The organism is Streptomyces sp. TRM68367 (genome assembly GCF_014495685.1).
Taxonomy (GTDB): Bacteria; Actinomycetota; Actinomycetes; order Streptomycetales; family Streptomycetaceae; genus Streptomyces.
In genome coordinates, this window is sequence record NZ_JACTVI010000073.1 from 1 (window position 1) to 23,869 (window position 23,869).

Genomic DNA, 23,869 nt, shown 5'->3' on the forward strand with positions numbered 1-23,869 from the left:
CTGAATCATCGCAGGTCGGAAGCACCCTTCCTCCATGAAGTGACTGGCTGTCACTGAAGCTCCTGGTGCCGTGAATTCGTGAGGCTGGCGCTGGGCGCCGCGGCCCGCGTTCTGGGCCACGGCGGGATCCGCATGGTGGCCGGAGCGGCCGGGGTGGCGGAGTCCACGGTGTCGCGCGGGAAGCGGGAGCTGGAGCACGCGGAGGAACCCGCTGGCCGGGTCCGGGCACCGGGCGCGGGTCGGAAGCCCTTGCGGGAGGCGGATCCGGGGCTGGTGCCCGCGTTGCTGGCGCTGGTCGAGCCGGACCAGCGCGGCGACCCGGAATCTCCGCTGCTGTGGACGGTGAAGTCCACCCGGAATCTGGCGGCCGAGCTGACGCGCCAGGGGCACCGGGTCGCTTCGGACACGGTGGCCACGCTGTTGAAGGCGGAGGGCTTCTCCCTGCAGGGCACCTCGAGGACCACCGAGGGGGCCCGGCATCCGGACCGGGACGCCCAGTTCCGCTACATCAACGACCAGGTCACGGCGTACCTCGCCGACGGGCAGCCGGTCATCAGCGTGGATGCCAAGAAGAAGGAGACGCTGGGAAACTACGCGGTCATCGGACGCGAGTGGCATCGCGCCGGGCAGCCGGTGCAGGTCCGCGCGCACGACTTCCCCGAGAAGGGTGCCCAGAAAGCGGTGCCGTACGGGATCTACGACATCGGCGCGGATACCGGCTGGGTGTCGGTGGGCTGCGACGGGGATACCTCTGCCTTCGCGGTGGGCACTTTGCGCCGCTGGTGGAACGGTGAGGGGCGCCGCCGCTACCCGCACTCTTCTCGTCTGTTGGTCACCGCCGCCGCCGGAGGCTCCAACGGCTACCGTGTGCGTGCCTGGAAGAAGGAACTCGCCGATTTCGCCTATGAGTCGGGCCTTGATGTGACTGTCTGTCACTTTCCACCGGGAACATCGAAGTGGAACAAAATAGAGCACCGGCTTTTCTCACAGATCAGTATCAACTGGCGTGGCAGGCCCCTGAACAGCCACGAAGTCGTCGTCAGCACCATCGGAGCGACCACGACACGCAGCGGACTGTCCGTCCACGCCGAGCTCGACCCCGGCGCCTGCCCCACCGGCGTCACCGTCCCCGACACCGTCATGGAGCGCCTGCCCCTGACGCCGCACGAGTGGCACGGCACGTGGAACTACACGTTGCGCCCCGAACCGCTCGCTCCCGAACCGCCCCCGCCCAGCACCGAGTTCGGGCGCTTTCCCACCGGGGACAAGCTCCCCGCCTGGCTGCGGCACCCCAGCCTCACCGGACTCGAGCCCGCCGCCTTTGACGATCTCGCCGTCCGCTACCGAGCCTGGCGTGCCGAGCACCCGCCGATCTTCCTGCCCGGGAAACGCCCCGACGGCGGCCCCGGCGCCGGCGGCAGACGGCTCTCCGTCTCCGACCAGCTTGTCGTCTTCCTCCTCAAGAGGCGCTGGTCCATGACGAACGCCGTTCTCGCCGAGGCGACCAGCCTGGCCAAGAGCAGAATCGGCGCGACCCTCCAGGAGGTCACCCCCGTGCTCACCGCGCTCGGGCACAAGGTCCCGGCCGGCGCCCTCACCGTGACCACGGCACAACAACTCGCCGCGATCGCCGGGCACTACCCCACCCTCCCGTAATCCCCACCAAGATCGACGAGTTATTGATCGGCAGGCCCCAGGGCTTCGGCGTTCTCGCGTGATGCCGGGCTTGCCGAGGTTGGGGCGGTGGGGGCGGAAATAGTGCAGGCACGGTCATCCGAGATCATGTGAGTGTCTACGTCCCATGATCGCTACGGAGGTCCGTGCCTGCTGACGCATCCTCTCAAGTTCCCGCAGCTCTTGGCCAGTTACGCGATCAGCTACCGGTCACGCCTGATGAGCGGGTCGGCCGTCTGCGGCGGCTGGCTCAGGTACCCGACCCGCGTGCGGCGCGCGGGCTGCGGCATGCCGCCGTGTACGTACTCGCCCTGAGCGCCGCGGCCGTGCTGGCCGGAGCCCGATCGGTGCTCGCCATCGCGGAGTGGGCGGCCGACACCCCGGCCCCCGTACGGGGCGCGCTGGGCGGTGTACGTGATCCGTTCTCGGATGAGGTCCCAGTTCCGTCGGAAGCCGCGATCCGTCGCCGGCTGGCGCGCATCGACGCCGATGCCCTCGACCGGGCGGTCGGTGCCTGGCTGGCCGACCGCCGTCCCACCCCGGGCACCGGGCTGCGGGCCGTGGCGGTGGACGGCAAGAGCCTGCGAGGTGCGGCGAAGGCGCACGACCGTCGGATTCACCTGCTGGCCGCTGTCGACCATGCCGCCTCGGTGGTCCTGGCCCAGCTCGATGTCGGTGAGAAGCAGGGTGAAGTCGCCTTGTTCCAGCCGCTGCTGGATAGCATCGATCTGACCGGGACGGTTGTCACCTCCGATGCCCTGCACACGCAGCGTGAGCACGCGGAATACCTGGTGAGCAGCCGGAGGGCCCACTGCATCGTGATCGTGAAGGGCAACCAGAAGAAGCTCCGCGCGCAGCTGGGCGCGCTGCCCTGGGCCGAGATCCCGCTTCAGGACCGCACCCGTGACACCGGGCACGGCACGGAGTGCACCCCGGACAAGGACAACACTCCGGACGCATGGTCGCTGACCCGCCCCGACGGCACGCGCTTCTTCTTCGGCTGTGACGGCTATCTGACGTCGGTCGTCGACAACGACGGCAACACGCAGACGTTCACGTACGAGGAGCGCAGGTCCAACAACAAGCCGACCAAGTTCCTGCGCTACATTCACGGACCCGGTCGGCCGTCAGTCCCTGGTCGTCGACTACTACAAGGAGGGTGACGCCACCTACGAGTACATCGACGACACGGGCGCCAAGGTCAGCGACACCAACCTGACCAACCCCAAGATCTACGACCACATCAAGTCTGTCACGGACATCTCGGGTCGCAAGATCACCTTCTACTACACGACCAAGGGCCTGATGGGCCGCATGGTCGACGGCGAGGACTCGTCCCAGCCGAAGGTCTTCAAGTTCACCTACGACGCCACCCAGGGCAACAAGAACGTCAAGCTGGTGACCGCCACCGACCCGCGCGGCAACGGCACCGACCTGGCGTACTATGCCCCGCAGACGGGTGACGATCCCAAGTACCACTGGTGGACGAAGACGATCACCGACCGTCTCGGTGGCGCGACGGACTTCGCGTACGCGGCCAACGCCACGAACACGAAGTTCACCGACACCACGGTCACCGACGCCGAGACCCACGCGACGAAGCACGTCAGCGACGACTTCGCCCGCCCGGTGGAGACGACCAACGCCAAGGCGCAGACCACCAAGCTGGCCTGGGACGCGGACAACAATGTCACGTACCTGGAGGAGGACAACGGCGCCAAGACCGCGTACTGCTACGACCAGAAGACGGGCTACCCGCTCTGGCAGCGCGACGCGGAAAACAACAAGACCGGCGTCCCTGACCAGACGACCACCTGTGTCACGGACACCTCCAAGTGGCCAGCGAACGCGGCGAAGTACGAGTACCAGACCCGCGCGGACGGTTTCTCAGCCGACCTGTTCCGCAAGACCTCCCCGTAGGGCCGCGCCTGGCAGTTCGGCTACGACAGCTTCGGCAACCTGAAGACGGTCACCGACCCGAACGGTGTCGCGACGACGACGGCGGGTGACTACACGACGTCGTACGAGTACGACTCCTACGGTGAGTTGACCAAGGCGACCGACGCCAACAGCCACTGGACCACTTACAGCGGCTTCGAGCCAACCGGCTACCCGACGACGATCACGGATCCGAAGACCTTTGCGACGACGTTCGTCTATGACGAGCGGGGCCAGGTCACCCAGGTCACCGACGCCAACAACAAGGTGACCACGCAGACATACGACACGTTCGGGCGTCCGCTGGTCCACACCGTGCCCAAGGAAACCGGCGTCGTGTTCACCACCCCGGCGCCGGTGTACGACGAGAACGACAACGTCACCAAGTCGACGGCACCAAACGGCGCGGTCTCGACAGCGGTATACGACAACGCGGACCAGGTCACCTCGGCGACGGCACCGGCGAACAACCAGACCAGCCCGCGCACCACGACGTACACCTACGACAAGGTCGGCAATCCGAAGACGACGACCGAGCCCAAGGGCACGGCGACAACGGATGCGACCGACTACGTCACGACGAACAACTACGACGAGATCTACCAGCCCACCTCCGTGGTCAACGCGAAGGGCGACAAGCTCTCGTACGAGTACGACAACGTCGGCAACGCCACCAAGGTCATCGACCCGAAGAAGAACGCCACTGCCGACACCACCGACTACACGACCAAGACCGACTACGACCTGGACCACCGAGTCACAGTCGTCACGGACGCGGCCGGCAAGACCAACAAGAAGGGATACGACAAGGACGGCCTGGTCACCTCGGCGACGGACGCCGAGAACAACAGCACCACCGTCACCTACGACGAGCGGGGCAAGCAGACCGAGGTCAAGGTCCCGCACGACGGCACCTCGACCATCACATACCGCACGACGAAGTACGAGTACGACCAGGTCGGCAACACCACCAAGGTGCTCACGCCGCGGGCGACGGCGGCCGGTTCCACCGACGCTTTCACGTTCCGCACGTCGTACGACGAGCTGAACCGCCCGGTCAAGCAGTACCAGCCCTACGACCCGGCGGACTCCCGCTACAACGACCCGAACGTCTACACGGAGACGACGTACGACAAGGTCGGCCGGGTCGCCAAGACCTCGCTGCCGCCGTCGGACGGCGAAACCGTCCGCAACGACACTACCTACGGCTACTTCGACAACGGCTGGGTGAGGTCCTCCGCGGACCCGTGGGACATCACCACGACCTACGACTACAACGAGCTGGGCCAGCAGACCAAGCGCACCCTGACCTCGGCGGGCGGCTCCTCGGATCGCACGATGACGTGGTCGTACCACCCCGACGGCTCGCTGAGGTCCCGCGCGGACGACGGTGTCCCGGCCGGTAAGTCGGTCGTCCTGGTGGACAACTCCGACACCCAGAATGAAGTTCCCCAAGGTGACGGGCGCCGCGACCACGGCCAAATACACGGTGACCTACGACGGCGGGACGGCCGACAAGACGATCGACCAGAACGCCACCGCCAACCAGGGCACCTGGGTCTCACTGGGTTCCTTCGCCTTCAAGCAGGGCAACACGGCCAAGCTCCAGCTGTTCCAGAACAGCGGCGGAGTCGTGGTCGCGGACGGCGTCAAGCTCGTCCGTGACACGAGCGGCGACCCGGCCGACACGGAGAAGGACAACTTCGCCTACTCCTACGACCTCAACGGCAACCTGACCCAGATCGACGACTCCTCGTCGACGGCGAAGATCGACAACTACGCGATCACCTACACGGGCCTCAACCAGGTCCAGAAGGTCACCGAGAACCTGGCCGGGGCGGAGGAGAAGTCAACGTCGTACACGTACGACGCCAACGGCCTGTTGGACACGGTCACCCACCCGGATCAGTTCTCCAAGTACACGTATGACCTGCGTGACCTGGTGAAGACGGTGTCGGTGGGTAAAACGCCCACGGACGCCTCGCCGAAGCTGACGTCCTACACGTACACCGACCGCGGCCAGGCGCTCCAGAAGACCAAGGCCAACGGCAACACCGTCGACTACACGTACTTCCTGGACGCGGCGCTCAAGACGTCGACCGAGAAGAAGCCCAACGGCACTCTCGTCTCCTCGCACACCTACGCCTACGACCCCAACGGCAACAAGGCGCAGGACGTCGCGAAGAAGATGAACGCCGACGACCACACGGCCTACCTGTCGTCGACGACGGACTACACCTACGACCCGGCCGACCGCCTGGCGAAGTCGGTGAAGACGGGCAACGGCGCGAGCACCGAGACCTATGTCCACGACAACAACGCCAACGTCATCAGCCAAACGGTGGGCGGCACTACAAGCACCTACAACTACGACCGCAACCGCCTGCTGACCGCCACGATCGGTGGTTCCACTGCCAACTACAACTACGACCCGTTCGGCCGCCAGGAGTCGGTGACCTCGGGCGGGCAGGTCATCTCCCGGAGCGTGTACGACGGCTTCGACCACGTCATCGAGTCCCAGAAGATGGACTCCACCGGCGCGATGAAGTCCACCACGTACACCTTCGACCCCCTTGACCGCACCATCTCGGAGACCGCCGACGGCAAGACGACGGACTACGAGTACCTGGGCCTGTCGAACGAGGTCCTGGACGAGAAGGTCGCCGGCACGCTGACCAAGTCGTACCAGTACAGCCCGTGGGGTGAGCGCCTGTCGCAGGTCAAGTACAACAGCGACGGCACGACCGAGGACGGTTACTACGGCTACAACAGCCACACCGACGTCGAGACCCTCACGGACAAGAACGGCGACACAAAGGCGACGTACGGCTACACCGCCTACGGCTCCGACGACAAGTCCGAGTTCACCGGCATCGACAAGCCGGATACGGCCGATCCCAGGAAGGAGGCGTACAACCCCTACCGCTTCAACGCGAAGCGCTGGGATGCCCAGTCGGGTACGTACGACATGGGCTTCCGCAACTACGACCCGGGCCTGAACCGCTTCACCACCCGGGACATGTACACCGGTGCCCTCGCCGACATGGATCTCGGCACCGACCCGTACACCAGCAATCGGTACGCCTTCGCCGGGGGCAACCCCATTTCGGGTATCGAAGTCGACGGTCATACGTCGGTTGATGCCCTGTGCGATGGCGTCCCCGGTTGCAATGCCGTGACCAGCGGTCGCGTCGAGGCAACGGAAGAAGCGAAGAAGCAAGGGCGTGCCGCTGAAGAACTGGCCGCCGACCGGATTCGACACGACGCTGCCGTGCAGGCTACGGCGGCCTTTCTGCGGGCTCAGTATGCGCAGATACCTGACGTGCAGGTGCTCACGGAATACTACATTCCAGGCGCCCAACGCAAGAACGGTAAGGGCGGCAGGGCCGACATCGTTCTGATCTGGGGCGACGACATGTTCGTCTGGGAGATGAAGTCGGTCAAAACCGCTGAGGAGGACGGCCCGGCCACGCTCGATCGGTACATCAATGCGATGCGCAAGATCGAGGAGAAGAAGACGTTCGGCAGGACCGTGCAGCGCGGCTGGGAGCTTCCTCAGATCGCGACCATTGACCCGCTGATCGTCAGGCAACAACTGGTTGCTCAGTCCACACGTACTCGACCTGGCTCAACGCGCACCAGCTCGAAGTTCCAGGGTGTGGTCGGTTGGTGGACACGTAAGCAACAGAACAGGGCTCCCAGGGGAATGGAACCCGTGCCGGTGCATGCGCCGGTGACGATTCAGGCATGACAGCCGACACCGGAGCAGCAGAAGCAAATCGCATGGGGTGCGATTGCCACGGGAACGCTGTACGTGTTCGGCAAGATGCTGACCGATCCCTTCGGAGTGAGTGGCTGACGTACCCCTCGGGGACTTCGGCAAAGAAACTGATCTGCAAGTGACCACAGGCCATCGGACCCGATAGGATACGCGGTGGGGTGGTCGGAGAGCCTCCGGCGCCCCACCGCGTAACGTTCTGATCTTCGGGTGAATGCAATGGATGCCTTCGTATCGATCAATTCCTCCCTGAGCCATGGCTTGGCGGCAGAACTCACCGTGTATGGGGAGGAGCAGTCGGACCTGGTCTCGGCAGCACTCGGTTGGCTCACGGACGGCGTGGCGCAAGCTGCCATGCATAACGAGTTGAATCACCTTGCGCCGAACCACCCGGCCGTGTCGGGTGGTGGGTACTCCCATGTGCGGCAATGCCTACAAGAACCGACTCCAGGGAGTAACTGGGGATTTGTGTCGGTCTGCCCCCAAGGGTCACTCGATGTTCTGTACAACCCGTATAGCCCGGAAGTGGTTCCCTGGCTGAGGAGTCGCATCGAGGAGGCGCCTGAATCTGCCGCAGTTGACATCGGAGGATTCTCGACAGACGGCGAGACCGGGAACCCGATCATTCGACTTTCTGTCTCTTTTGACGAGGAACTCCCGAACTATGTGAAGCTTTCCTATCATGTCGACGAGGCAATGTTGACCGGCACTGCCACTGCGCGGGACGAACACATGCGCCTGCGGACCGTGGTCAGTTGGGCCTGCATGCGATACAACGTTGTTTTCGGGCACTTCTCATATGAACGCTCCGGGGGGGCGACCGAACTCGAGCGCTACTTGCGAGGGCCCGCGCGAGTTCCTTCACGGAACACGCCGCAGTGGCGTGAACGCCTCAGGGGGTACTCCTGGCTGATGGTGGTTTCCGGTGACATTGCCGAGCTCCTCGGAGGCTCGGAAGCTCTCCAGTCCTCTGGAGCCTTCGACTCGGTCCGCATTCTTCCGAACGGTTCCCTGTTGCTCCAGGCCACCCCCTCGTTCCAGCAGTATCGGGGTGAAGCTGTCAGGGCGGTACGCGACGCGGTGCGTGATGTACTCGCTGAAGGTGAGCTTCGCGGTCCGTCTCCGGCGCCAGGACAACCCCCCACGCACATGGTGCTCTTCGGGTAACGACCTCGGGGGAAATTGAGGTCTGGGCGTGCTGGCCTGGCGGTTCGGCTGTTGTGATCAGCAAGCGGTGCCGCGGGCGAGGACGAGTTCGGTGCTCGTCTCGGGGCGGGTGGGCCGTCGGGCGGCGCGGTCGGAGACCAGGCCGGCGCTCGCCAGGTGGGTGTCGGCGTAGGTAGACCACCACGTGCGGGGGCAGCTTGCCATCGGAGCGGCGGGCCTTTCTGCCGTATGAGACCGTGCCGACTGTGGTCGTGGCCGGCCAGCCGCACGTCAACCCGGACCCTGAATGGGTGCGCGCACAGCTCTCCTCTCCCGCGTGATCGAGAGCGGTGCCGGATCAGTACTGACGAGGGGCTGGACGTCCGACGCAGAAGCCCCGGCCTGCCTGGGCCGGGGCTTGTGCATGGCGCGTTACGGCAGGTTCCTCGCCATCACGATCCGCTGGACCTGGTTCGTGCCTTCATAAATCTGCGTGATCTTGGCGTCGCGCATCATCCGCTCCACCGGATAGTCCCGCGTATACCCGTACCCGCCCAGCAGTTGGACCGCGTCCGTCGTGACCTCCATGGCCACGTCCGAAGCGAAGCACTTCGCCGCTGCCCCCTGGTACGTGAGGTCCGCGTCGCCCCGCTCCGAGGCCGCTGCCGCCTGGTAGGTCAGGGCGCGGGCGGCCGAGGTCTTCATGGCCATGTCGGCGAGCATGAACTGGATGCCCTGGAAGTCGGCGATCGGCTTGCCGAACTGCTTGCGCTCCTTGACATAGCCCTTGGCGTAGTCCAGAGCGCCCTGCGCAATGCCCAGCGCCTGGGCCGCGATGGTGATGCGGGTGTGGTCCAGGGTCTTCATCGCCGTGGCGAAGCCGGTGCCCTCCTCGCCGATCATGCGGTCGGCGGGGATGCGGACGTTGTCGAGGTAGACCTCGCGGGTCGGGGAACCCTTGATGCCGAGCTTCTTCTCGGGGGCGCCGAAGGAGACCCCGGGGTCCGACTTCTCGACGACGAAGGCCGAGATGCCCTTCGAGCGCTTCGACGGGTCCGTCACCGCCATCACCGTGTAGTACTCGGACTCGCCCGCGTTGGTGATCCAGCGCTTGACGCCGTTGAGGACGTAGTCGTCGCCGTCGCGGACCGCCTTCGTCTTCATGCCGGCCGCGTCCGAGCCCGCGTCGGGCTCGGAGAGGCAGTACGAGAACATCGCGTCGCCCTTGGCGAGCAGAGTCATGTACCTCTTCTTCAGGGCCTCCGAGCCGGAGAGGATCACCGGGAGGGAGCCCAGCTTGTTCACGGCGGGTATGAGAGAGGAGGACGCGCACACGCGCGCCACCTCCTCGATCACGATCACCGTGGCGAGCGCGTCGGCGCCCGCGCCGCCGTACTCCTCGGGGACGTGGACCGCGTGCAGGTCGCCCGCGACCAGCGCGTCCCGCGCCTCCCGCGGGAACCGCGCCTCCTCGTCCACCGCGGCAGCGTACGGCGCGATCTTCGCCTCGGCCATCGAGCGGACGGCGTCACGGAGCATGTCGTGCTCCTCGGACGGGCGGTACAGGTCGAAGTCAGCCGATCCGGCCAAGGTCGATCACGCTCCAAAGCTGCGGTGCTGGCGCTAATTACCGTTAAGTAACTCAAATTCTAGAGCTCCGCCCAAGCCAGTGATACGTGAGCTTGACGACAACGGGAAGTTGCCCTGCGAAGCGCGCCCGCATGCCCCCGTTATGCTCGGGCGCGCACTGCCTGCCGTAGACCCCCTGGAGCACCCATGGCCCTCAAGATCACCGTCATCGGCACCGGTTATCTCGGCGCGACACACGCCGCGGCCATGGCGGAGCTGGGGTTCGAGGTGCTCGCCCTCGACATCGTGCCGGAGAAGATCGAGAAGCTGGAGCGCGGCGAGGCTCCGATGTACGAGCCCGGCCTTGAAGAGCTGCTGCGCGGCCATGTCGCCGGGTTCGCGGGATCGACGGGCCGGCTGCGCTTCACCCAGGACTGGGCGGAGGTCGGCGCCTTCGGCGACGTGCACTTCATGTGCGTGAACACCCCGCAGCGGCACGGCGAGTACGCGGCCGACATGAGTTACGTCGACGCCGCGATCGCCTCGCTCGCGCCGCACCTGAACGGCCCCGCCCTGGTCGTCGGCAAGTCCACCGTGCCCGTCGGCACGGCCGACCGGCTCGCCGCCTACCTCGCCGCGAACGCGCCCGTCGGCGAGGACGCGGAGCTGGCCTGGAACCCGGAGTTCCTGCGCGAGGGCTTCGCCGTCAAGGACACGCTGCACCCGGACCGGCTCGTGGTCGGCGTGCGCAGTGAGCGGGCCGAGAAGCTGCTGCGCGAGGTGTACGCGACGCCGATCGCGGAGGGCTCGCCGTTCGTCGTCACCGACTTCCCGACCGCCGAGCTGGTGAAGACCTCCGCGAACTCCTTCCTCGCCACGAAGATCTCGTTCATCAACGCCATGGCCGAGGTGTGCGAGGCGGCGGGCGGTGACGTGGCCAAGCTGGCGGAGGCCATCGGGTACGACGACCGGATCGGGCGGAAGTTCCTGCGCGCCGGGATCGGTTTCGGCGGCGGCTGTCTGCCCAAGGACATCCGGGCGTTCATGGCCCGCGCCGGTGAGCTGGGGGCCGACCAGGCGCTGACCTTCCTGCGCGAGATCGACTCCATCAACATGCGCCAGCGCGGGCAGATGGTGGAGCTGGCGCGGCACGCCCTGGGCGGCGGGCCGTTCCTCGGCAAGCGGGTCGCCGTGCTCGGCGCGACCTTCAAGCCCGACTCCGACGACGTACGGGACTCGCCCGCGCTGAACGTCGCCGGGCAGATCCACCTCCAGGGCGGCCAGGTCACGGTGTACGACCCGAAGGGCATGGACAACGCCCGCAGCGTCTTCCCGACGCTGGGCTACGCCGACTCCGCGCTGGATGCCGTGCGGGGCACCGACATCGTGCTGCACCTGACGGAGTGGCGGGAGTTCCGCGAGCTGGACCCGGCGGAGCTGGGCACGGTGGCGTCGAGCCGGCTCGTTCTGGACGGGCGCAACGCCCTGGACCCGGAGACGTGGCGGAAGGCCGGGTGGACGTACCGGGCGATGGGGCGGCCGAAGGCCTGAACTCCGGCCGTCGGGCCGAGTTCGGGAAATGGCCGTGAGGTGAGTTCGACACCGGGGTGACAGCCCGGATCGTCGTCCGGGCGGCGGGCCGCGGCGACCTCCGCGGCGCCGACGCACGAGCACCACGCGGAGGCGCCGGTTCAACGGCCGAGCGTGACACGCCGTCCCACGACCCCCATGCCCTCCCGGACGCCGTTGGCCGGTCAGTCCTTGGCGCGGTAGCGGCGCATCTTGGCGCGCGCCCCGCACACCTGCATCGAGCACCAGCGACCGCGGCCCGCCGGGCTGCGGTCGTAGTACGCCCAGTGGCAGTCGCCGGCCTCGCAGGCCTTCAGCCGCGTCCAGGTGCCCGCGACCAGTGACTCGGCGACGGCCGCCGCGACCCGGCCGAGCAGCGGGCGGCCGTCGGCGGGGGCGAGGGCGAGGGCGGCCGAGCCGTCGCGTTCGTCGACCGTGACGCGCAGCGGAGCCCGCGCCAGCAGCTCGCCCAGCGGGGTCACCTCGCGGTGCGGGGCGTGGCCGGCGTGGGCGAGCAGGGCCGCGCGCAGCGACTCGCGCAGCTCGCGTACGTCCGCCAGGTCCGCCTCGGCTATGCCGAAGGGCGCCCGTCCGTCCGCCGTGTCGAGCGAGTCGGCGCCCGACTCGAGGTCCAGCGTGTTGACCAGGCGCTCGATCAGCGCCAGTCCGCCGGGCGCGGGCGATCTCTCACTCATGGTTGCGACGTTACCGCCGATGGGGGAGTATGCAGTAACCGCGTTACCGGTAGATATCATTTATCGGTAACAGTCGCTTCGAGGAGGAAGTCATGGCTCTCGCCGAACTGGGCGTCGTCGTCCTGGACTGTCCTGATCCACGCGCGCTGGCAGGGTTCTACGCCGAGGTGCTCGGCGGCACCGCCGAGGTGAACTCCGAAGATCCCGCCTGGGTGGACCTGAAGGTGCCGGGCGGGCCGGCGCTCGCCTTCCAGGCCGCCCCAGGGTTCGTACCGCCGCGCTGGCCCGCGCCCGACCACTCGCAGCAGTTCCACCTGGACCTGACCGTCCAGGACCTGGACGCGTCCGAGCGGGGCGTGCTGGCGCTCGGCGCGAAGCCGCTGGACACGGAGGACCGCTCTCGTAACTGGCGGGTGTACGCGGACCCGGCGGGGCACCCGTTCTGCCTGTGCGCCTGCTGAGGACGGAGGAACCCATGGCACCCGTGGCACGTTTCCGCAGCGTCGTCGTCGACTGCCCCGACCCCGCCGCACTGGCCCGCTTCTACGCCGCGATCGTCGGCGGCGAGCCCGACACCGAGGATCCCGAATGGGTCGTGCTCCAGGTGCCCGGCGGTCCCCGGCTCTGCTTCCAGCCGGCCCCCGGGTACACGCCGCCGGAGTGGCCGCGGGCCGACCGCAACTCGCAGCAGTTCCACATCGACCTCGACGCCGGGTCCACCTGGGAGGAGGTCGAGGTGGCCCAGGAGAAGGTGCTGGGGCTGGGCGCGCGGCCGCTGCACGCGGAGGACAAGGAGGACTTCCGGGTGTACGCCGACCCGGCAGGGCACCCGTTCTGCCTCTGCCGGATCGAGCACGACTGATTCCTGGGGCGAGCACACCTGGTCAACCGCACCTCTTGACCCCCGATCAGCCGTCCAGCTCGGCGATCGTCTTCGTCGACGGCTCCCGGCGCTGCTGGGCCGCCCGCGCCGTGAAGTCGCCGCTGCGCAGCATTCGCTGGACGTTGCCCCAGGTCAGCAGGGCGATGTCGGCCTCGGCCCAGCCGCGTCCGATCAGCTCGGCGATGAGCCGCGGGTAGCAGGAGGCGTCGCCCAGCTCCTGCGGATGGGCGGCCCCGGAGTCGTACGTGCCGGACAGGCCGACGCACTGCGACCCCGCGACCGCGCGCACATGGTCGAGGTGGTCGGCGACGTCCCGGACCGTCGGACCGGTCTGCTCGGCGGTCAGCGGCACCATGCACAGGCCGCCCGCGGCGCCCAGCTCGGCGAGCAGGTCGTCGGGGAGGTTGGCCGGGTGGGGGCGCAGCGCGCGGGCGGCGGAGCGGGTGCACAGCGCCGGCGCCCTGGAGACGGCGAACACGCGGCGCATGGTCTCGGGCGAGGCGCCGGAGAGGTCGGCGAGCACGCCGAGCCGGTTCATCTCCCGTACGACCTCCGTGCCGAACCGGGTCAGCCCGGCCTCGCCGGCCCAGGACGCGCCGGACAGGGTCAGCACGCGCAGGCCGAGGGCGTGCAGGGAGCGCAGGATGCCGAGGGAGTCGCTGAGGGCGGTGGCGCCGGCCGGGCCGAGCAGCACGGCGACCCGGCCGCAGTTGCGGGCGTCGGTGGCCTGCCCGGCGCTGTACGCCAGGCGCAGGCCCTCGGGGTGCGTGCGGGTGACCGTCTTGACCAGGTCCAACTGGTCCAGGGTGGCGCCGACGGCCCGGTCGCCGTCGAGGCCGCCGGGCAGGTGCAGCGACCAGAACAGCGCGCCCACGTGACCGCGCCGCAGCCGGGGCACGTCCGTGGCGACGGCGCTCTCGCCGAGTTCCAGGTCGTACCAGTGCAGGTGCCGCAGCGCCCAGGGCAGTCCGCTGTAGCCGTCGGCGACGGGGTGGGCGGCGAGGATGGCGTGGGCCCGCTGGAGCGGCTCGTCGTCCGGGTCGGAGACGGGGGTGTAGGGCTCGGCCGTAACGGGCCCGGCGGCCAGCGGCCCGGTCAGGTCGTCGAGCTCGCCGACCTCGGTGGCGGGGTGCAGGCCGTGCTGGAGATCTGCCATGGCGCTCCGTACGTCGTGATCTACGGCGGTAGGGTCACCGTCGCACGGAGCCCCCGAGGTCTTCCTGGTGGGCGGGGCGTTCGGGGGTACGGCGTCCCGCACCGCGGCACTGCTCAGCCGCGCCGCGCCGCCTCGATCACCTCGTCGAGGGTGTCCCGCGAGCGGTCCAGGTCGGCGATCATCCCGTCGGTGCGGGCGCGCTCGGCGGTGAGGTCGGCGACGAGTTTCGCTCGTCGAGGCGCTGACGGACCCGGGACTGGCGAATCTCCACCTGGTGTATGCCGACCCGGACTCGCCTGTCGTCCGGCGGATCCGCGCGGACTGGCCGGGGGCCCTCGTCGCCAACCCCGTGCTGCCGGAGATCTCCGCCGAGGCGGTGCACCGGGAGTCCGCGCGGCTGCCGGCCGCCGGGGCCGACCTGACCACCCTCGATCAGCTGTCCAGCGACTCGAACGTCGCGTTGGACGGCGAGCGCGTGGCCTGAAGGCCGCGGGCCACGTCCTCGGCCGCGCCCAGCACCCGCACCGCGTTCCGCCAGGTCAGCTTGGCCAGGTCGGGCCTCGACCAGCCGCGGTCCAGCAGCTCGGCGATCAGGTTCGGGTAGCCGGAGACGTCGTTCAGGCCGTCCGGGGTGAAGGCCGTGCCGTCGTAGTCGCCGCCGATGCCGAGATGGTCGACGCCGGCGACCTCGCGCATGTGGTCGAGGTGGTCGGCAACCGTGGACACCGTGGCGACCGGGCGCGGGTGCCGCTCCTCGAAGGCGCGGTGCACCTTCATCGCCTCGGGGGTGGTGTCGAGGTGGTGGAAGCCGTGCGCGCGCATGTTCTCGTCGGCCGCGGAGGTCCAGTCGACGGCGGCCTGGAGCACGAACTTCGGTACGAACGTCACCATCGCGACGCCCCCGTTGGCGGGCAGGCGCTCCAGCACGTCGTCCGGGATGTTGCGGGGGTGCTCGCACACGGCCCGCGCGGAGGAGTGCGAGAAGATCACCGGCGCGGAGGTGGCGTCCAGGGCGTCCCGCATGGTCGAGGCGGCGACGTGGGAGAGGTCGACGAGCATGCCGAGGCGGTTCATCTCCCGGACCACCTCGCGGCCGAAGGCCGACAGCCCGCCGACGCCCGGCTTGTCGGTCGCCGAGTCCGCCCACGGCACGTTGTCGTTGTGGGTGAGCGTCAGGTAGCGGACGCCGAGCGCGTACAGGCCGCGCAGGGTGCCCAGCGAGCAGCCGATGGAGTGGCCGCCCTCGGCGCCCATGAGGGAGGCGATCCGGCCCTCGCCGCGCGCGGCGGCCATGTCGGCGGCGGTGAGCGCGGGCCGGAGGACCTGCGGGTAGCGGTCCTGCAACTGCCGTACGCAGTCGATCTGTTCGAGCGTGGCCGGGACCGGGTCGGGCAGGTCCGCGCGGACGAACACCGACCAGAACTGGGCACCGACGCCGCCCTCGCGCAGCCGCGGCAGGTCGGTGTGCAGGTGGGCGCGCTGGTCGGTGGCGATGTCGCGGGCACCGAGGTCGTAGCGGACCTGCTCGCGCAGGGCCCAGGGCAGGTCGTTGTGCCCGTCGGCGACGGGGAACTCGGCGAGGAGCGTGCGGGCGTCGTCGAGGGACGTCATGCCGGTCACTTCCCGAAGCCGAAGCCGCCGCCCGTGCCCTCGACCTTGGAGCGCAGGCGCTTGCCCTTCTCGGTGGCCTGGTCGTTCAGGTCCTGCTGGAACTCGCGCATCTTCTGCAACAGTTCCTCGTCGTGCGCGGCGAGGATGCGGGCCGCGAGGAGACCGGCGTTGCGGGCACCGGCGACCGACACCGTCGCTACGGGCACGCCGGCCGGCATCTGCACGATCGACAGCAGCGAGTCCATGCCGTCGAGGTACTTCAGCGGAACGGGTACGCCGATCACCGGGAGCGGGGTGACGGAGGCGAGCATGCCGGGCAGGTGGGCGGCGCCGCCCGCACCCGCGATGATCACCTTGATGCCGCGTTTGTCGGCCTGCTCGCCGTACGCGATCATCTCGCGCGGCATGCGGTGCGCGGAGACGACGTCGACCTCGTAGCCGATCTCGAACTCGTCGAGGGCCTTGGCGGCGGCCTCCATGACGGGCCAGTCCGAGTCCGACCCCATGACGATGCCAACAACAGGGCTCATTCGGTGATCGTGCCTCTCAGGTAGCCGGCTGCGTGACGGGCGCGCTCCAGCACCTCGTCCAGGTCGTCGCCGTAGGTGTTGACGTGGCCGACCTTGCGGCCGGGCTTCACGTCCTTGCCGTACATGTGGATCTTGAGCTGGGGGTCGCGGGCCATGCAGTGCAGGTATGCGGAGTACATGTCCGGGAAGTCGCCGCCGAGGACGTTGACCATGACGGTCCACTTCACGCGCGGGCGCGGGTCGCCGAGCGGGAGGTCGAGGACGGCCCTGACGTGGTTGGCGAACTGGCTGGTGATCGCGCCGTCCTGGGTCCAGTGACCGGAGTTGTGCGGTCGCATCGCCAGTTCGTTGACGAGGATGCGACCGTCGCGGGTCTGGAACAGCTCCACGGCGAGGTGGCCGACGACGCCGAGTTCCCTGGCGATGGTCAGGGCCATCTCCTCGGCCTTCAGGGCGAGGTCCTGGTCGAGGTCGGGCGCGGGGGCGATGACCGTGTCGCAGACGCCGTTCACCTGGCGGGACTCCACGACCGGGTACGCCACGGCCTGGCCGTGCGGGGAGCGTACGACGTTCGCGGCGAGCTCCCGGACGAAGTCGACCTTCTCCTCGGCGAGGACGGGGACGCCCGCGCGGAAGGGGGCGGCGGCCTCGTCGGCGGAGTCCACGACCCACACGCCCTTGCCGTCGTAGCCACCGCGCACCGTCTTGAGCACGACGGGGAAGCCGCCCGCCCGTCGCCCACCGCCGCCCTTGCCGGAGGGCACTTCGTTTCCGCCCCCTTCGAGCTCGGCGGCGAAGGCCGCGACATCGGCCGGATCGGAGACGATCCGGTGCCGCGGGCACGGCACGCCGATCGCGTCGAGTCTCGCGCGCATCACGCCCTTGTCCTGGGCGTGCACGAGCGCGTCGGGGCCGGGGCGCACGGGTATGCCGTCCGCCTCCAGGGCCCGTAGGTGCTCGGTGGGCACGTGCTCGTGATCGAAGGTGATCACGTCACAGCCGCGCACGAACTCACGCAGCGTGTCCAGGTCGCGATAGTCGCCGATGACGACATCGCTCACGACCTGGGCCGCCGAGTCCTGAGGGGTGTCACTGAGGAGCTTGAATTTGATGCCCAACGGGATGCCCGCCTCGTGCGTCATACGCGCGAGCTGACCCCCGCCGACCATGCCGACTACCGGGAACGTCACGCCCCCAGGGTATCGGCCACGCCACGGTGGCCGATTCCCCGGCCTCGCCCGACGCATTTCCGGGCCGCCACGCTCGTCCACAGGAAGATCACACGTGTGGATGGTTAGCATGGCTGAGTTGACGCAACCGACGGACAGGGGCCGGTACGCATATGGGACGCGGTTCCTCGGGGCTCCGACGGCTCGTTCACGAAGTCGCCAAGTTCGGCGCGGTGGGCGGAGCCGGACTGCTGGTCAATCTCGGCGTGTTCAACCTGGTACGGCAGGTGACCGACCTCCAGGTGGTGCGCGCGAGCGTCATCGCGACCGTCGTCGCGATCATCTTCAACTACGTCGGCTTCCGCTACTTCACCTACCGTGACCGCGACAAGACCGGCCGGACCCGGGAGATGACCCTGTTCCTGCTGTTCAGCGTGGTCGGGCTGGTGATCGAGAACGGCGTGCTGTACGTGGCGACGTACGGCTTCGGCTGGGACAGCCCGCTGCAGAACAACATCTTCAAGTTCCTCGGCATCGGCGTCGCCACGCTGTTCCGGTTCTGGTCGTACCGGACGTGGGTGTTCCGGGCCCTGCCGGCGCGGGAGGCGGTGGCGGACTCCGCGTTCCTCAAGGCGCACAAGCCGATGCCGAAGCCGAAGCCGAAGCAGCGGGTGGGCTGAGCCCGGGCGCCTACCGGACCATCGGCCCTCCCTCGTCGCCCACCGTGGCGTTCGCCAGCGGCGTGCGCGACAGGAACAGGCCGAACACCGCCGGCTTGGTCTGGAGCAGCTCCAGACGCCCGCCGTCGGCCTCGGCCAGGTCGCGGGCGACGGCCAGGCCGATGCCTGTGGAGTTCCGCCCGCTGATCGTGCGCTCGAAGATGCGCGCCCCCAGGTCGGCCGGGACCCCCGGCCCCTCGTCGGTCACCTCCACGACGGCCTGGTTGCCGATGACGCGCGTACGCAGCGCGACCGTCCCGCCACCGTGCATCAGCGAGTTCTCGATCAGCGCCGCCAGCACCTGGGCGACCGCGCCCGGCGTGCCCACGGCCTCCAGGTGCCGCTTGCCGGAGCTCACGATCGCGCGCCCCGCGCTGCGGTACGCCGGCCGCCACTCGGCGATCTGCTGCTGCAGGACCTCGTCCAGGTCGAAGGTGACGGCGGAGCCGTTGCGCGGGTCGCGCGAGTTGGTCAGCAGCCGGTTGACGACGTCCGTCAGGCGCTCCACCTGCGTCAGCGCGATCGTCGCCTCGTCCTTCACCGTGTCCGGGTCGTCGGTGAGGGTGATCTCCTCCAGCCGCATGGACAGCGCGGTCAGCGGCGTACGGAGCTGGTGGGAGGCGTCGGCGGCCAGCCGCCGCTCGGCGGTGAGCATCCGGGCGATGCGCTCGGCGGAGGAGTCCAGCACGTCCGCGACCCGGTCCAGCTCGGGGACGCCGTACCGCTTGTGCCGCGGGCGCGGGTCGCCGGAGCCGAGGCGTTCGGCGGTCTCCGCGAGGTCGGTCAGCGGCGAGGCCAGCCGGTTGGCCTGCCGGATCGCCAGCAGTACGGCGGCCACCACCGCCAGCATCGCCACCAGCCCGATGATCAGCAGCGTACGGCCGACTTCCCGGGTCACCGAGGAGCGCGGCTCCTGCACGGTGACCGTCTCGCCCTCCTCGCCCGGTTCCGTGGCGCTGATGACGTCACCGATCGGCTTGGTGCCGATCTCGATCGGCGCGTGTCCCGGGATCCGGATCACCGCGTAGTAACCGTCCTCCGTGATCTTCCCCCGCAGCGCCGTTGCATCCACCGACTGCGCCCCCAGCAGCCGGCTGTCCACGATGCTGGCCAGCCGCACCGCCTCGGACTCCACCCGCTCCTGCGCACTCGAACTGATCGTCTTGGACTCGACGATCACCAGGGACACCCCGAAAACGGCGATGACCACGAGCACCACGGCAAGCGTGGACTGAATAAGACGACGACGCACGGGCCCCTCCGGGCAGTTCCTCTATGCCAACCAGTTGTGCAGCCCCGAAAGGGGCGCGGGGCGTCGTCGATATGCGGCTTGGCCGCGTGGGCGCGACCAGCCACAGAGCACCCGCAGCCGCCGCCGAACACAAACCCTACGGCGAACAGGAACTCAGCTCTTCTCGAACCGGAACCCAACACCCCGCACGGTGGCGATGTACCGAGGATTCGCCGCATCGTCCCCGAGCTTCTTGCGCAACCAGGAGATATGCATGTCCAGCGTCTTCGTGGAGGACCACCACGTGGTGTCCCACACCTCACGCATCAGCTGGTCACGCGTAACGACCCGCCCCGCGTCCCGCACGAGCACCCGCAGCAGATCGAACTCCTTGGCAGTGAGCTGCAACTCCTCGTCACCCATCCACGCCCGGTGCGACTCGACATCGATCCGCACCCCGTGCGTGGCAGGCGGTTGCTGCGGCTCCGCGGCACCCCGCCGCAGCAGCGCCCGGACACGGGCGAGCAGCTCGGCGAGCCGGAACGGCTTGGTGACGTAGTCGTCGGCGCCGGCGTCGAGGCCCACGACGGTGTCCACCTCGTCCGCCCGCGCGGTCAGGATCAGGATGGGGACGGAAAGCCCCTCGGCGCGGAGCCGGCGGGCGACCTCCAGGCCGTCCATGCCGGGCAGGCCGAGGTCCAGCACGACGAGATCCACGCCGCCCTGCGTTCCGGCGTCGAGCGCGGTGGGTCCGTCCTCGCGCACCTCGACCTCGTACCCTTCCCGGCGCAGTGCGCGGGCCAGCGGCTCCGAGATGGACGCGTCGTCCTCGGCGAGCAGTACACGGGTCATGAGGTGATGGTAGTCCTGCAAACACAAGAGCTGGGGTGTGACCGCTCACCTTGGTTCTTATCGCGCTCAGCACTGCCTCTTACCTTCGCTCGCGCGAGGGCGAACTCCGCAGGTATAGGGTGCGATCCAGGTAAGGACCTTCGAAACGGTTGCATGGTTGCGCCGATACCTGTGATCCGCATCTCATGCCCTTTCATATCCCGCCATATCCTGCCGTATGGTGAATCTACGCCTGTAGCACCACAGGGACCTTTGGCACCGGCTTGACGCTGAAGGTCTCTTTTGTGTGCCGACCCCCACAACCGGGAGCGCACCGCGCAGGCAACGCGTCCCGACCAGCAAGGAACGACCTATGGCGTCCAGACTGACGAAGGACTCGGCCCGTCCGGGCACCCCCGGTACCGAGAAGACCTTCTTCGGCCACCCCCGCGGACTGGCCACCCTGTTCATGACCGAGATGTGGGAGCGATTCTCCTACTACGGCATGAGGGCTCTGCTCCCGCTGTACCTCGTCGCCCCGGGCGGCCTGCACCTGAGCGCGACCGCCGCGACGGCGATCTACTCGGTGTACCTGTCGCTGGTGTACCTGCTCACCATGCCGGGCGGCTGGTTCGGCGACCGGCTCTGGGGCCCGCGCAGGACCGTCGCCGTCGCCGCCACGGTCATCATGCTCGGCCACCTCACGCTGGCGCTGCCCTCGTCCGGCACCTTCTACGCCGGTCTCGGGCTGGTCGCCATCGGCTCGGGCCTGCTGAAGGCCAACATCTCCACGATGGTCGGCCAGCTCTACGACGGTCCGGACGACCCGCGCCGCGACGGCGGCTTCACGGTCTTCTACATGGGCATCAACCTCGGCGCCTTCGCCGCGCCGCTGGTGATCGGCACCGTCGGTGAGAACGTCAGCTGGCACCTGGGCTTCGCGCTGGCCGCCCTCGGTATGGCGCTGGGCCTCGCCCAGTTCCTCTTCGGCCGCCGCCACCTCGCCGCGCACTCCAGCGTCGTACCGAAGCCGATGTCCGCCGACGAGAAGGTCGCCACCCTGCGCAAGGCCGCGATCTGGGCCGGCATCGCCGTCGTGTTCTACGCGATCGTCGGCTTCTCCGGCCACTACACGCTGAACTGGATCCTGGTCCCGCTGACCCTGCTCGGGGTGATCATCCCGACCCTGGTCCTGGCCCGCATCAAGCGCGACCGGGAGCTGGACCGGGCCGAGCAGTCGAAGATGTCCGCGTACATCTGGTTCTTCGTCGCCGCGGCCGTGTTCTGGATGATCTACGATCAGGGCGGCTCGACCCTGGCGATCTTCGCCTCGTCGTCAGCCGAGAACAGCGTCCTCGGCTGGGACTTCCCGGTCGCCTGGTACCAGTCGGTCAACCCGGTCCTGATCATGGCGCTGGCTCCGGTCTTCGCCTGGGTCTGGCTGGCGCTGAACCGGCGCGGCAAGGAGCCGAGCACGATCGTGAAGTTCGCCTCGGGCCTGGTCCTGGTCGGCGCGTCCTTCTTCCTCTTCCTCGCCCCGCTCTCGATCGCCGACGGCGGGCACAAGGCGGCGGCGCTGTGGCTGGTGGCGATCTACTTCGTGCAGACCGTCGGCGAGCTGATGCTCTCCCCGGTCGGCCTGTCGGTCACCACGAAGATGGCGCCCGCGAAGTACGCCTCGCAGATGATGGGCGTCTGGTTCCTGGCCGTCACCGCCGGTGACGCCACGACCGGCCTGCTGTCCATCGCCGGCGTCGAGCTGAACCGCATGGGCGTCGTGGCCATGGAGGCCGCACTCGCCGTGATGGCCGCCACCGCGGTGTGGATGTACCGCAAGAAGGTCAGGTCTTTGATGGGCGACGTCCGCTGACGTCCGTCCACGGGCAGCACGGAGGGCCGCCGCATCGTCCGATGCGGCGGCCCCCGGCCGTTTCCGGGGCGCCTTCGGCGGAGCGCTACCGCATGAGCCGGCCCGGCATGAAGGTGAACACCGCGCCGCCCAGCAGGATCGCCGTGCCGGCCACCAGGCCCAGGGCCTTGAGGGTGCCCTGGTCGTCGGCGCCCGTTTCGGCGAGGCCGCCGTCGGGGGCCGTACCGGCTCCGCCGGCGGAGCCGCCCGAGGAGCCGCCCGCGGAGCCGCCCGCGGCCGATCCCGAGCCGCCCGCGGCGCCGCCCGGCTGTTCGGAGGTGTCGAGGGTGAGGGAGACCTCCGTCTTGGCCGGGGTGCAGGTCGTGGTCGTGCCGAGGGCCTGCACCGTCAGAACGCCCGGGGAGAGCGTCGACTTGCCGCTGGCGCCCGGTTTGTAGGTGCCCTTCAGGTCCGGGATCTCGATCGGCTGGCCCGATTTGATGTCCTCGGAGTTGGTCGGACCCTCCACATGCACCGTGCCCTTGTCGGCGCCGCCCAGCACCACCTCCATCGACGGTTTCACGGAGTCCTCGGGGATGTCGGCGGGGCTGTCCATGACGGACTTCTTGAACTGCACGGTGAGGTCGTAACTACCGCCGTTCTTCTTGGCGTTGATCTGCACGGGCGAGGTCGCGTCCCTGTCGCCGATCGGGGTCTTGCACTCGTACGGGATCTGGACCTCCTCGCCGGTGAAGTCGGTCTGCCCGCCGTCGCCGCCACCACCGGTTCCTCCGGTACCTCCCGTGCCCCCGGTGCTCGAACCGCCGCCGTCACCGCCGGTGTCGGTCGGGCCGGGGGTGTGCGTGGGGGTCTGCGATCCCGTCGGCAGGCCGGTCGGCAGCTCGGTCGGGAGCGTGGGTACGACCGTCGGCAGCCCGCCCGTAGTGCCGCCCGAACTCCCGCCCCCGTCCGTCACCTTGATGGTCGCGGCCTTCTGCACCGCCTCCTTGGGCGCGCACTTGGTGTCGGTCGGGATCGGCTTGCTGACGTTGATGGTGTACGCGTGCGGAGTCAGCGTCACCTCGCCGGGCGCCGTCAGCTTCAGCTTCCCTTTCATGTCGGCCAGCTTCATGTCACCGCCCTTGGGAATCGGCGGGTTCTGCCGTGCCCCCTGCATGGCGATGTCGGCGGTCTGCCCGCCGGCTGCCTTGAGCGTGCCGGCCGGCTGGACGGTGTTCTGCTCCAGGTCGAGGATGTCGGGGTTCTTGGACGCGGCCTGGACGAACTTCCAGACGATCTCGACCTCGTCGCCGACCTTCGCCTCGGCGGGCGCGCTGATCTCGACCTTCGTGGTGCCCTGGACCGGGGGCAGCCCGGAGATCGCGGGCGGGATGCACTCGGTCGCGTAGGCCACCTCGGCGGCCTGGGCGGGCGCGGCGGTCACGCCGACCAGCATCCCCGCACCGCCGAGCATCAACGCGACGCCCGCGGCACGCGCGCGCGTGGCCGCGCTCACTCTTG

18 protein-coding genes and 2 pseudogenes are annotated in these 23,869 nt (G+C 68.7%); 10 read left to right on the forward strand and 10 right to left on the reverse strand.

Annotated features, from left to right (window positions below):
* The first annotated feature begins 78 nt into the window (after positions 1 to 78).
* From H8R17_RS32815 to H8R17_RS32830, 4 genes and pseudogenes are all read left to right on the forward strand, one after another.
* On the forward strand, positions 79 to 1,656 hold the full coding sequence (locus H8R17_RS32815; protein ID WP_187826859.1) for an ISAzo13 family transposase: 1,578 nt from the start codon (positions 79 to 81) through the stop codon (positions 1,654 to 1,656).
* 164 nt (positions 1,657 to 1,820) lie between these two features.
* Positions 1,821 to 2,546: pseudogene (locus H8R17_RS32820) on the forward strand (ISAs1 family transposase); the annotation flags it as partial.
* 45 nt (positions 2,547 to 2,591) lie between these two features.
* Positions 2,592 to 7,363 (forward strand): annotated as a pseudogene (locus tag H8R17_RS32825) (RHS repeat-associated core domain-containing protein); the annotation flags it as partial.
* Positions 7,364 to 7,609: 246 nt separating this feature from the next.
* Positions 7,610 to 8,557, forward strand: coding sequence for a hypothetical protein (locus H8R17_RS32830; RefSeq protein WP_187826860.1), 948 nt, complete (start codon positions 7,610 to 7,612; stop codon positions 8,555 to 8,557).
* Positions 8,558 to 8,614: 57 nt separating this feature from the next.
* Here H8R17_RS32830 and H8R17_RS32835 read toward each other — a convergent pair whose 3' ends face one another.
* Entirely contained in the window at positions 8,615 to 8,761 is a 147-nt protein-coding gene (locus tag H8R17_RS32835; protein ID WP_187826861.1) for a hypothetical protein, read from the reverse strand.
* A gap of 207 nt (positions 8,762 to 8,968) precedes the next feature.
* Entirely contained in the window at positions 8,969 to 10,126 is a 1,158-nt protein-coding gene (locus tag H8R17_RS32840; RefSeq protein ID WP_262505676.1) for an acyl-CoA dehydrogenase family protein, read from the reverse strand.
* A gap of 186 nt (positions 10,127 to 10,312) precedes the next feature.
* Here H8R17_RS32840 and H8R17_RS32845 point away from each other — a divergent pair, with 186 nt between their 5' ends.
* A complete protein-coding gene (locus H8R17_RS32845; protein ID WP_187826862.1) occupies positions 10,313 to 11,656 on the forward strand; it encodes a UDP-glucose/GDP-mannose dehydrogenase family protein in 1,344 nt (447 codons plus the stop codon).
* A gap of 203 nt (positions 11,657 to 11,859) precedes the next feature.
* Here the strand turns inward: H8R17_RS32845 and H8R17_RS32850 are convergent, their stop codons facing one another.
* Positions 11,860 to 12,369: a CGNR zinc finger domain-containing protein gene (locus tag H8R17_RS32850; RefSeq protein WP_187826863.1), complete on the reverse strand. Its 510-nt coding sequence runs from the start codon at positions 12,367 to 12,369 to the stop codon at positions 11,860 to 11,862.
* A 92-nt stretch (positions 12,370 to 12,461) separates the two neighbouring features.
* Here H8R17_RS32850 and H8R17_RS32855 point away from each other — a divergent pair, with 92 nt between their 5' ends.
* A complete protein-coding gene (locus H8R17_RS32855) occupies positions 12,462 to 12,830 on the forward strand; it encodes a VOC family protein (RefSeq protein WP_187826864.1) in 369 nt (122 codons plus the stop codon).
* Positions 12,831 to 12,844: 14 nt separating this feature from the next.
* Positions 12,845 to 13,231 carry a VOC family protein gene (locus tag H8R17_RS32860; RefSeq protein WP_187826865.1) on the forward strand — a complete coding sequence of 129 codons (387 nt, stop codon included), beginning with the start codon at positions 12,845 to 12,847 and terminating at the stop codon, positions 13,229 to 13,231.
* A gap of 46 nt (positions 13,232 to 13,277) precedes the next feature.
* Here the strand turns inward: H8R17_RS32860 and H8R17_RS32865 are convergent, their stop codons facing one another.
* Positions 13,278 to 14,408 (reverse strand): dipeptidase, encoded by a 1,131-nt coding sequence (locus H8R17_RS32865; RefSeq protein WP_187826866.1) that lies wholly within the window; start codon positions 14,406 to 14,408, stop codon positions 13,278 to 13,280.
* Positions 14,409 to 14,682: 274 nt separating this feature from the next.
* Here H8R17_RS32865 and H8R17_RS32870 point away from each other — a divergent pair, with 274 nt between their 5' ends.
* Positions 14,683 to 14,892 (forward strand): hypothetical protein, encoded by a 210-nt coding sequence (locus H8R17_RS32870; RefSeq protein ID WP_187826867.1) that lies wholly within the window; start codon positions 14,683 to 14,685, stop codon positions 14,890 to 14,892.
* On the opposite strand, the gene H8R17_RS32875 is transcribed toward H8R17_RS32870, so the two are convergent.
* Genes H8R17_RS32875 through H8R17_RS32885 form a run of 3 tightly spaced genes read right to left on the reverse strand, consistent with a single transcriptional unit; the run spans position 14,841 to position 17,796 of the window.
* A complete protein-coding gene (locus H8R17_RS32875; protein WP_187826868.1) occupies positions 14,841 to 16,019 on the reverse strand; it encodes a dipeptidase in 1,179 nt (392 codons plus the stop codon). The genes H8R17_RS32870 and H8R17_RS32875 overlap by 52 nt on opposite strands.
* 5 nt (positions 16,020 to 16,024) lie before the next feature.
* A complete protein-coding gene (gene purE, locus H8R17_RS32880; RefSeq protein WP_187826869.1) occupies positions 16,025 to 16,549 on the reverse strand; it encodes a 5-(carboxyamino)imidazole ribonucleotide mutase in 525 nt (174 codons plus the stop codon).
* Positions 16,546 to 17,796, reverse strand: coding sequence for a 5-(carboxyamino)imidazole ribonucleotide synthase (locus H8R17_RS32885; protein ID WP_187826870.1), 1,251 nt, complete (start codon positions 17,794 to 17,796; stop codon positions 16,546 to 16,548). Before H8R17_RS32885 ends, purE begins: the two co-directional genes overlap by 4 nt.
* A 95-nt stretch (positions 17,797 to 17,891) precedes the next feature.
* Here H8R17_RS32885 and H8R17_RS32890 point away from each other — a divergent pair, with 95 nt between their 5' ends.
* Entirely contained in the window at positions 17,892 to 18,398 is a 507-nt protein-coding gene (locus H8R17_RS32890) for a GtrA family protein (RefSeq protein WP_187826871.1), read from the forward strand.
* A 10-nt stretch (positions 18,399 to 18,408) separates the two neighbouring features.
* Here the strand turns inward: H8R17_RS32890 and H8R17_RS32895 are convergent, their stop codons facing one another.
* Together H8R17_RS32895 and H8R17_RS32900 are read right to left on the reverse strand one after the other, a co-directional pair.
* Positions 18,409 to 19,689 carry a HAMP domain-containing histidine kinase gene (locus H8R17_RS32895; RefSeq protein WP_187826872.1) on the reverse strand — a complete coding sequence of 427 codons (1,281 nt, stop codon included), beginning with the start codon at positions 19,687 to 19,689 and terminating at the stop codon, positions 18,409 to 18,411.
* A gap of 153 nt (positions 19,690 to 19,842) precedes the next feature.
* Positions 19,843 to 20,520 (reverse strand): response regulator transcription factor, encoded by a 678-nt coding sequence (locus tag H8R17_RS32900; protein ID WP_187826873.1) that lies wholly within the window; start codon positions 20,518 to 20,520, stop codon positions 19,843 to 19,845.
* Between the two features lie 352 nt (positions 20,521 to 20,872).
* Here H8R17_RS32900 and H8R17_RS32905 point away from each other — a divergent pair, with 352 nt between their 5' ends.
* Positions 20,873 to 22,369 (forward strand): oligopeptide:H+ symporter, encoded by a 1,497-nt coding sequence (locus tag H8R17_RS32905; RefSeq protein ID WP_187826874.1) that lies wholly within the window; start codon positions 20,873 to 20,875, stop codon positions 22,367 to 22,369.
* 85 nt (positions 22,370 to 22,454) lie between these two features.
* Here the strand turns inward: H8R17_RS32905 and H8R17_RS32910 are convergent, their stop codons facing one another.
* The gene (locus H8R17_RS32910) at positions 22,455 to 23,822 is read right to left on the reverse strand and encodes a hypothetical protein (protein ID WP_187826890.1); all 1,368 of its coding nucleotides are present in this window, start codon (positions 23,820 to 23,822) and stop codon (positions 22,455 to 22,457) included.
* Positions 23,823 to 23,869 lie beyond the last annotated feature (47 nt).

Coding starts and splice junctions, on each gene's coding strand:
- H8R17_RS32830 (WP_187826860.1), top strand. CDS start 7,610: ATGGATGCCTTCGTATCGATCAATTCCTCCCTGAGCCATGGCTTGGCG.
- H8R17_RS32860 (WP_187826865.1), top strand. CDS start 12,845: ATGGCACCCGTGGCACGTTTCCGCAGCGTCGTCGTCGACTGCCCCGAC.
- H8R17_RS32845 (WP_187826862.1), top strand. CDS start 10,313: ATGGCCCTCAAGATCACCGTCATCGGCACCGGTTATCTCGGCGCGACA.
- H8R17_RS32900 (WP_187826873.1), bottom strand. CDS start 20,520: ATGACCCGTGTACTGCTCGCCGAGGACGACGCGTCCATCTCGGAGCCG.
- H8R17_RS32835 (WP_187826861.1), bottom strand. CDS start 8,761: ATGGCAAGCTGCCCCCGCACGTGGTGGTCTACCTACGCCGACACCCAC.
- H8R17_RS32865 (WP_187826866.1), bottom strand. CDS start 14,408: ATGGCAGATCTCCAGCACGGCCTGCACCCCGCCACCGAGGTCGGCGAG.
- H8R17_RS32905 (WP_187826874.1), top strand. CDS start 20,873: ATGGCGTCCAGACTGACGAAGGACTCGGCCCGTCCGGGCACCCCCGGT.
- purE (WP_187826869.1), bottom strand. CDS start 16,549: ATGAGCCCTGTTGTTGGCATCGTCATGGGGTCGGACTCGGACTGGCCC.
- H8R17_RS32885 (WP_187826870.1), bottom strand. CDS start 17,796: ATGCGTCGGGCGAGGCCGGGGAATCGGCCACCGTGGCGTGGCCGATAC.
- H8R17_RS32850 (WP_187826863.1), bottom strand. CDS start 12,369: ATGAGTGAGAGATCGCCCGCGCCCGGCGGACTGGCGCTGATCGAGCGC.
- H8R17_RS32890 (WP_187826871.1), top strand. CDS start 17,892: ATGGGACGCGGTTCCTCGGGGCTCCGACGGCTCGTTCACGAAGTCGCC.
- H8R17_RS32910 (WP_187826890.1), bottom strand. CDS start 23,822: ATGCTCGGCGGTGCGGGGATGCTGGTCGGCGTGACCGCCGCGCCCGCC.
- H8R17_RS32855 (WP_187826864.1), top strand. CDS start 12,462: ATGGCTCTCGCCGAACTGGGCGTCGTCGTCCTGGACTGTCCTGATCCA.
- H8R17_RS32875 (WP_187826868.1), bottom strand. CDS start 16,019: ATGACGTCCCTCGACGACGCCCGCACGCTCCTCGCCGAGTTCCCCGTC.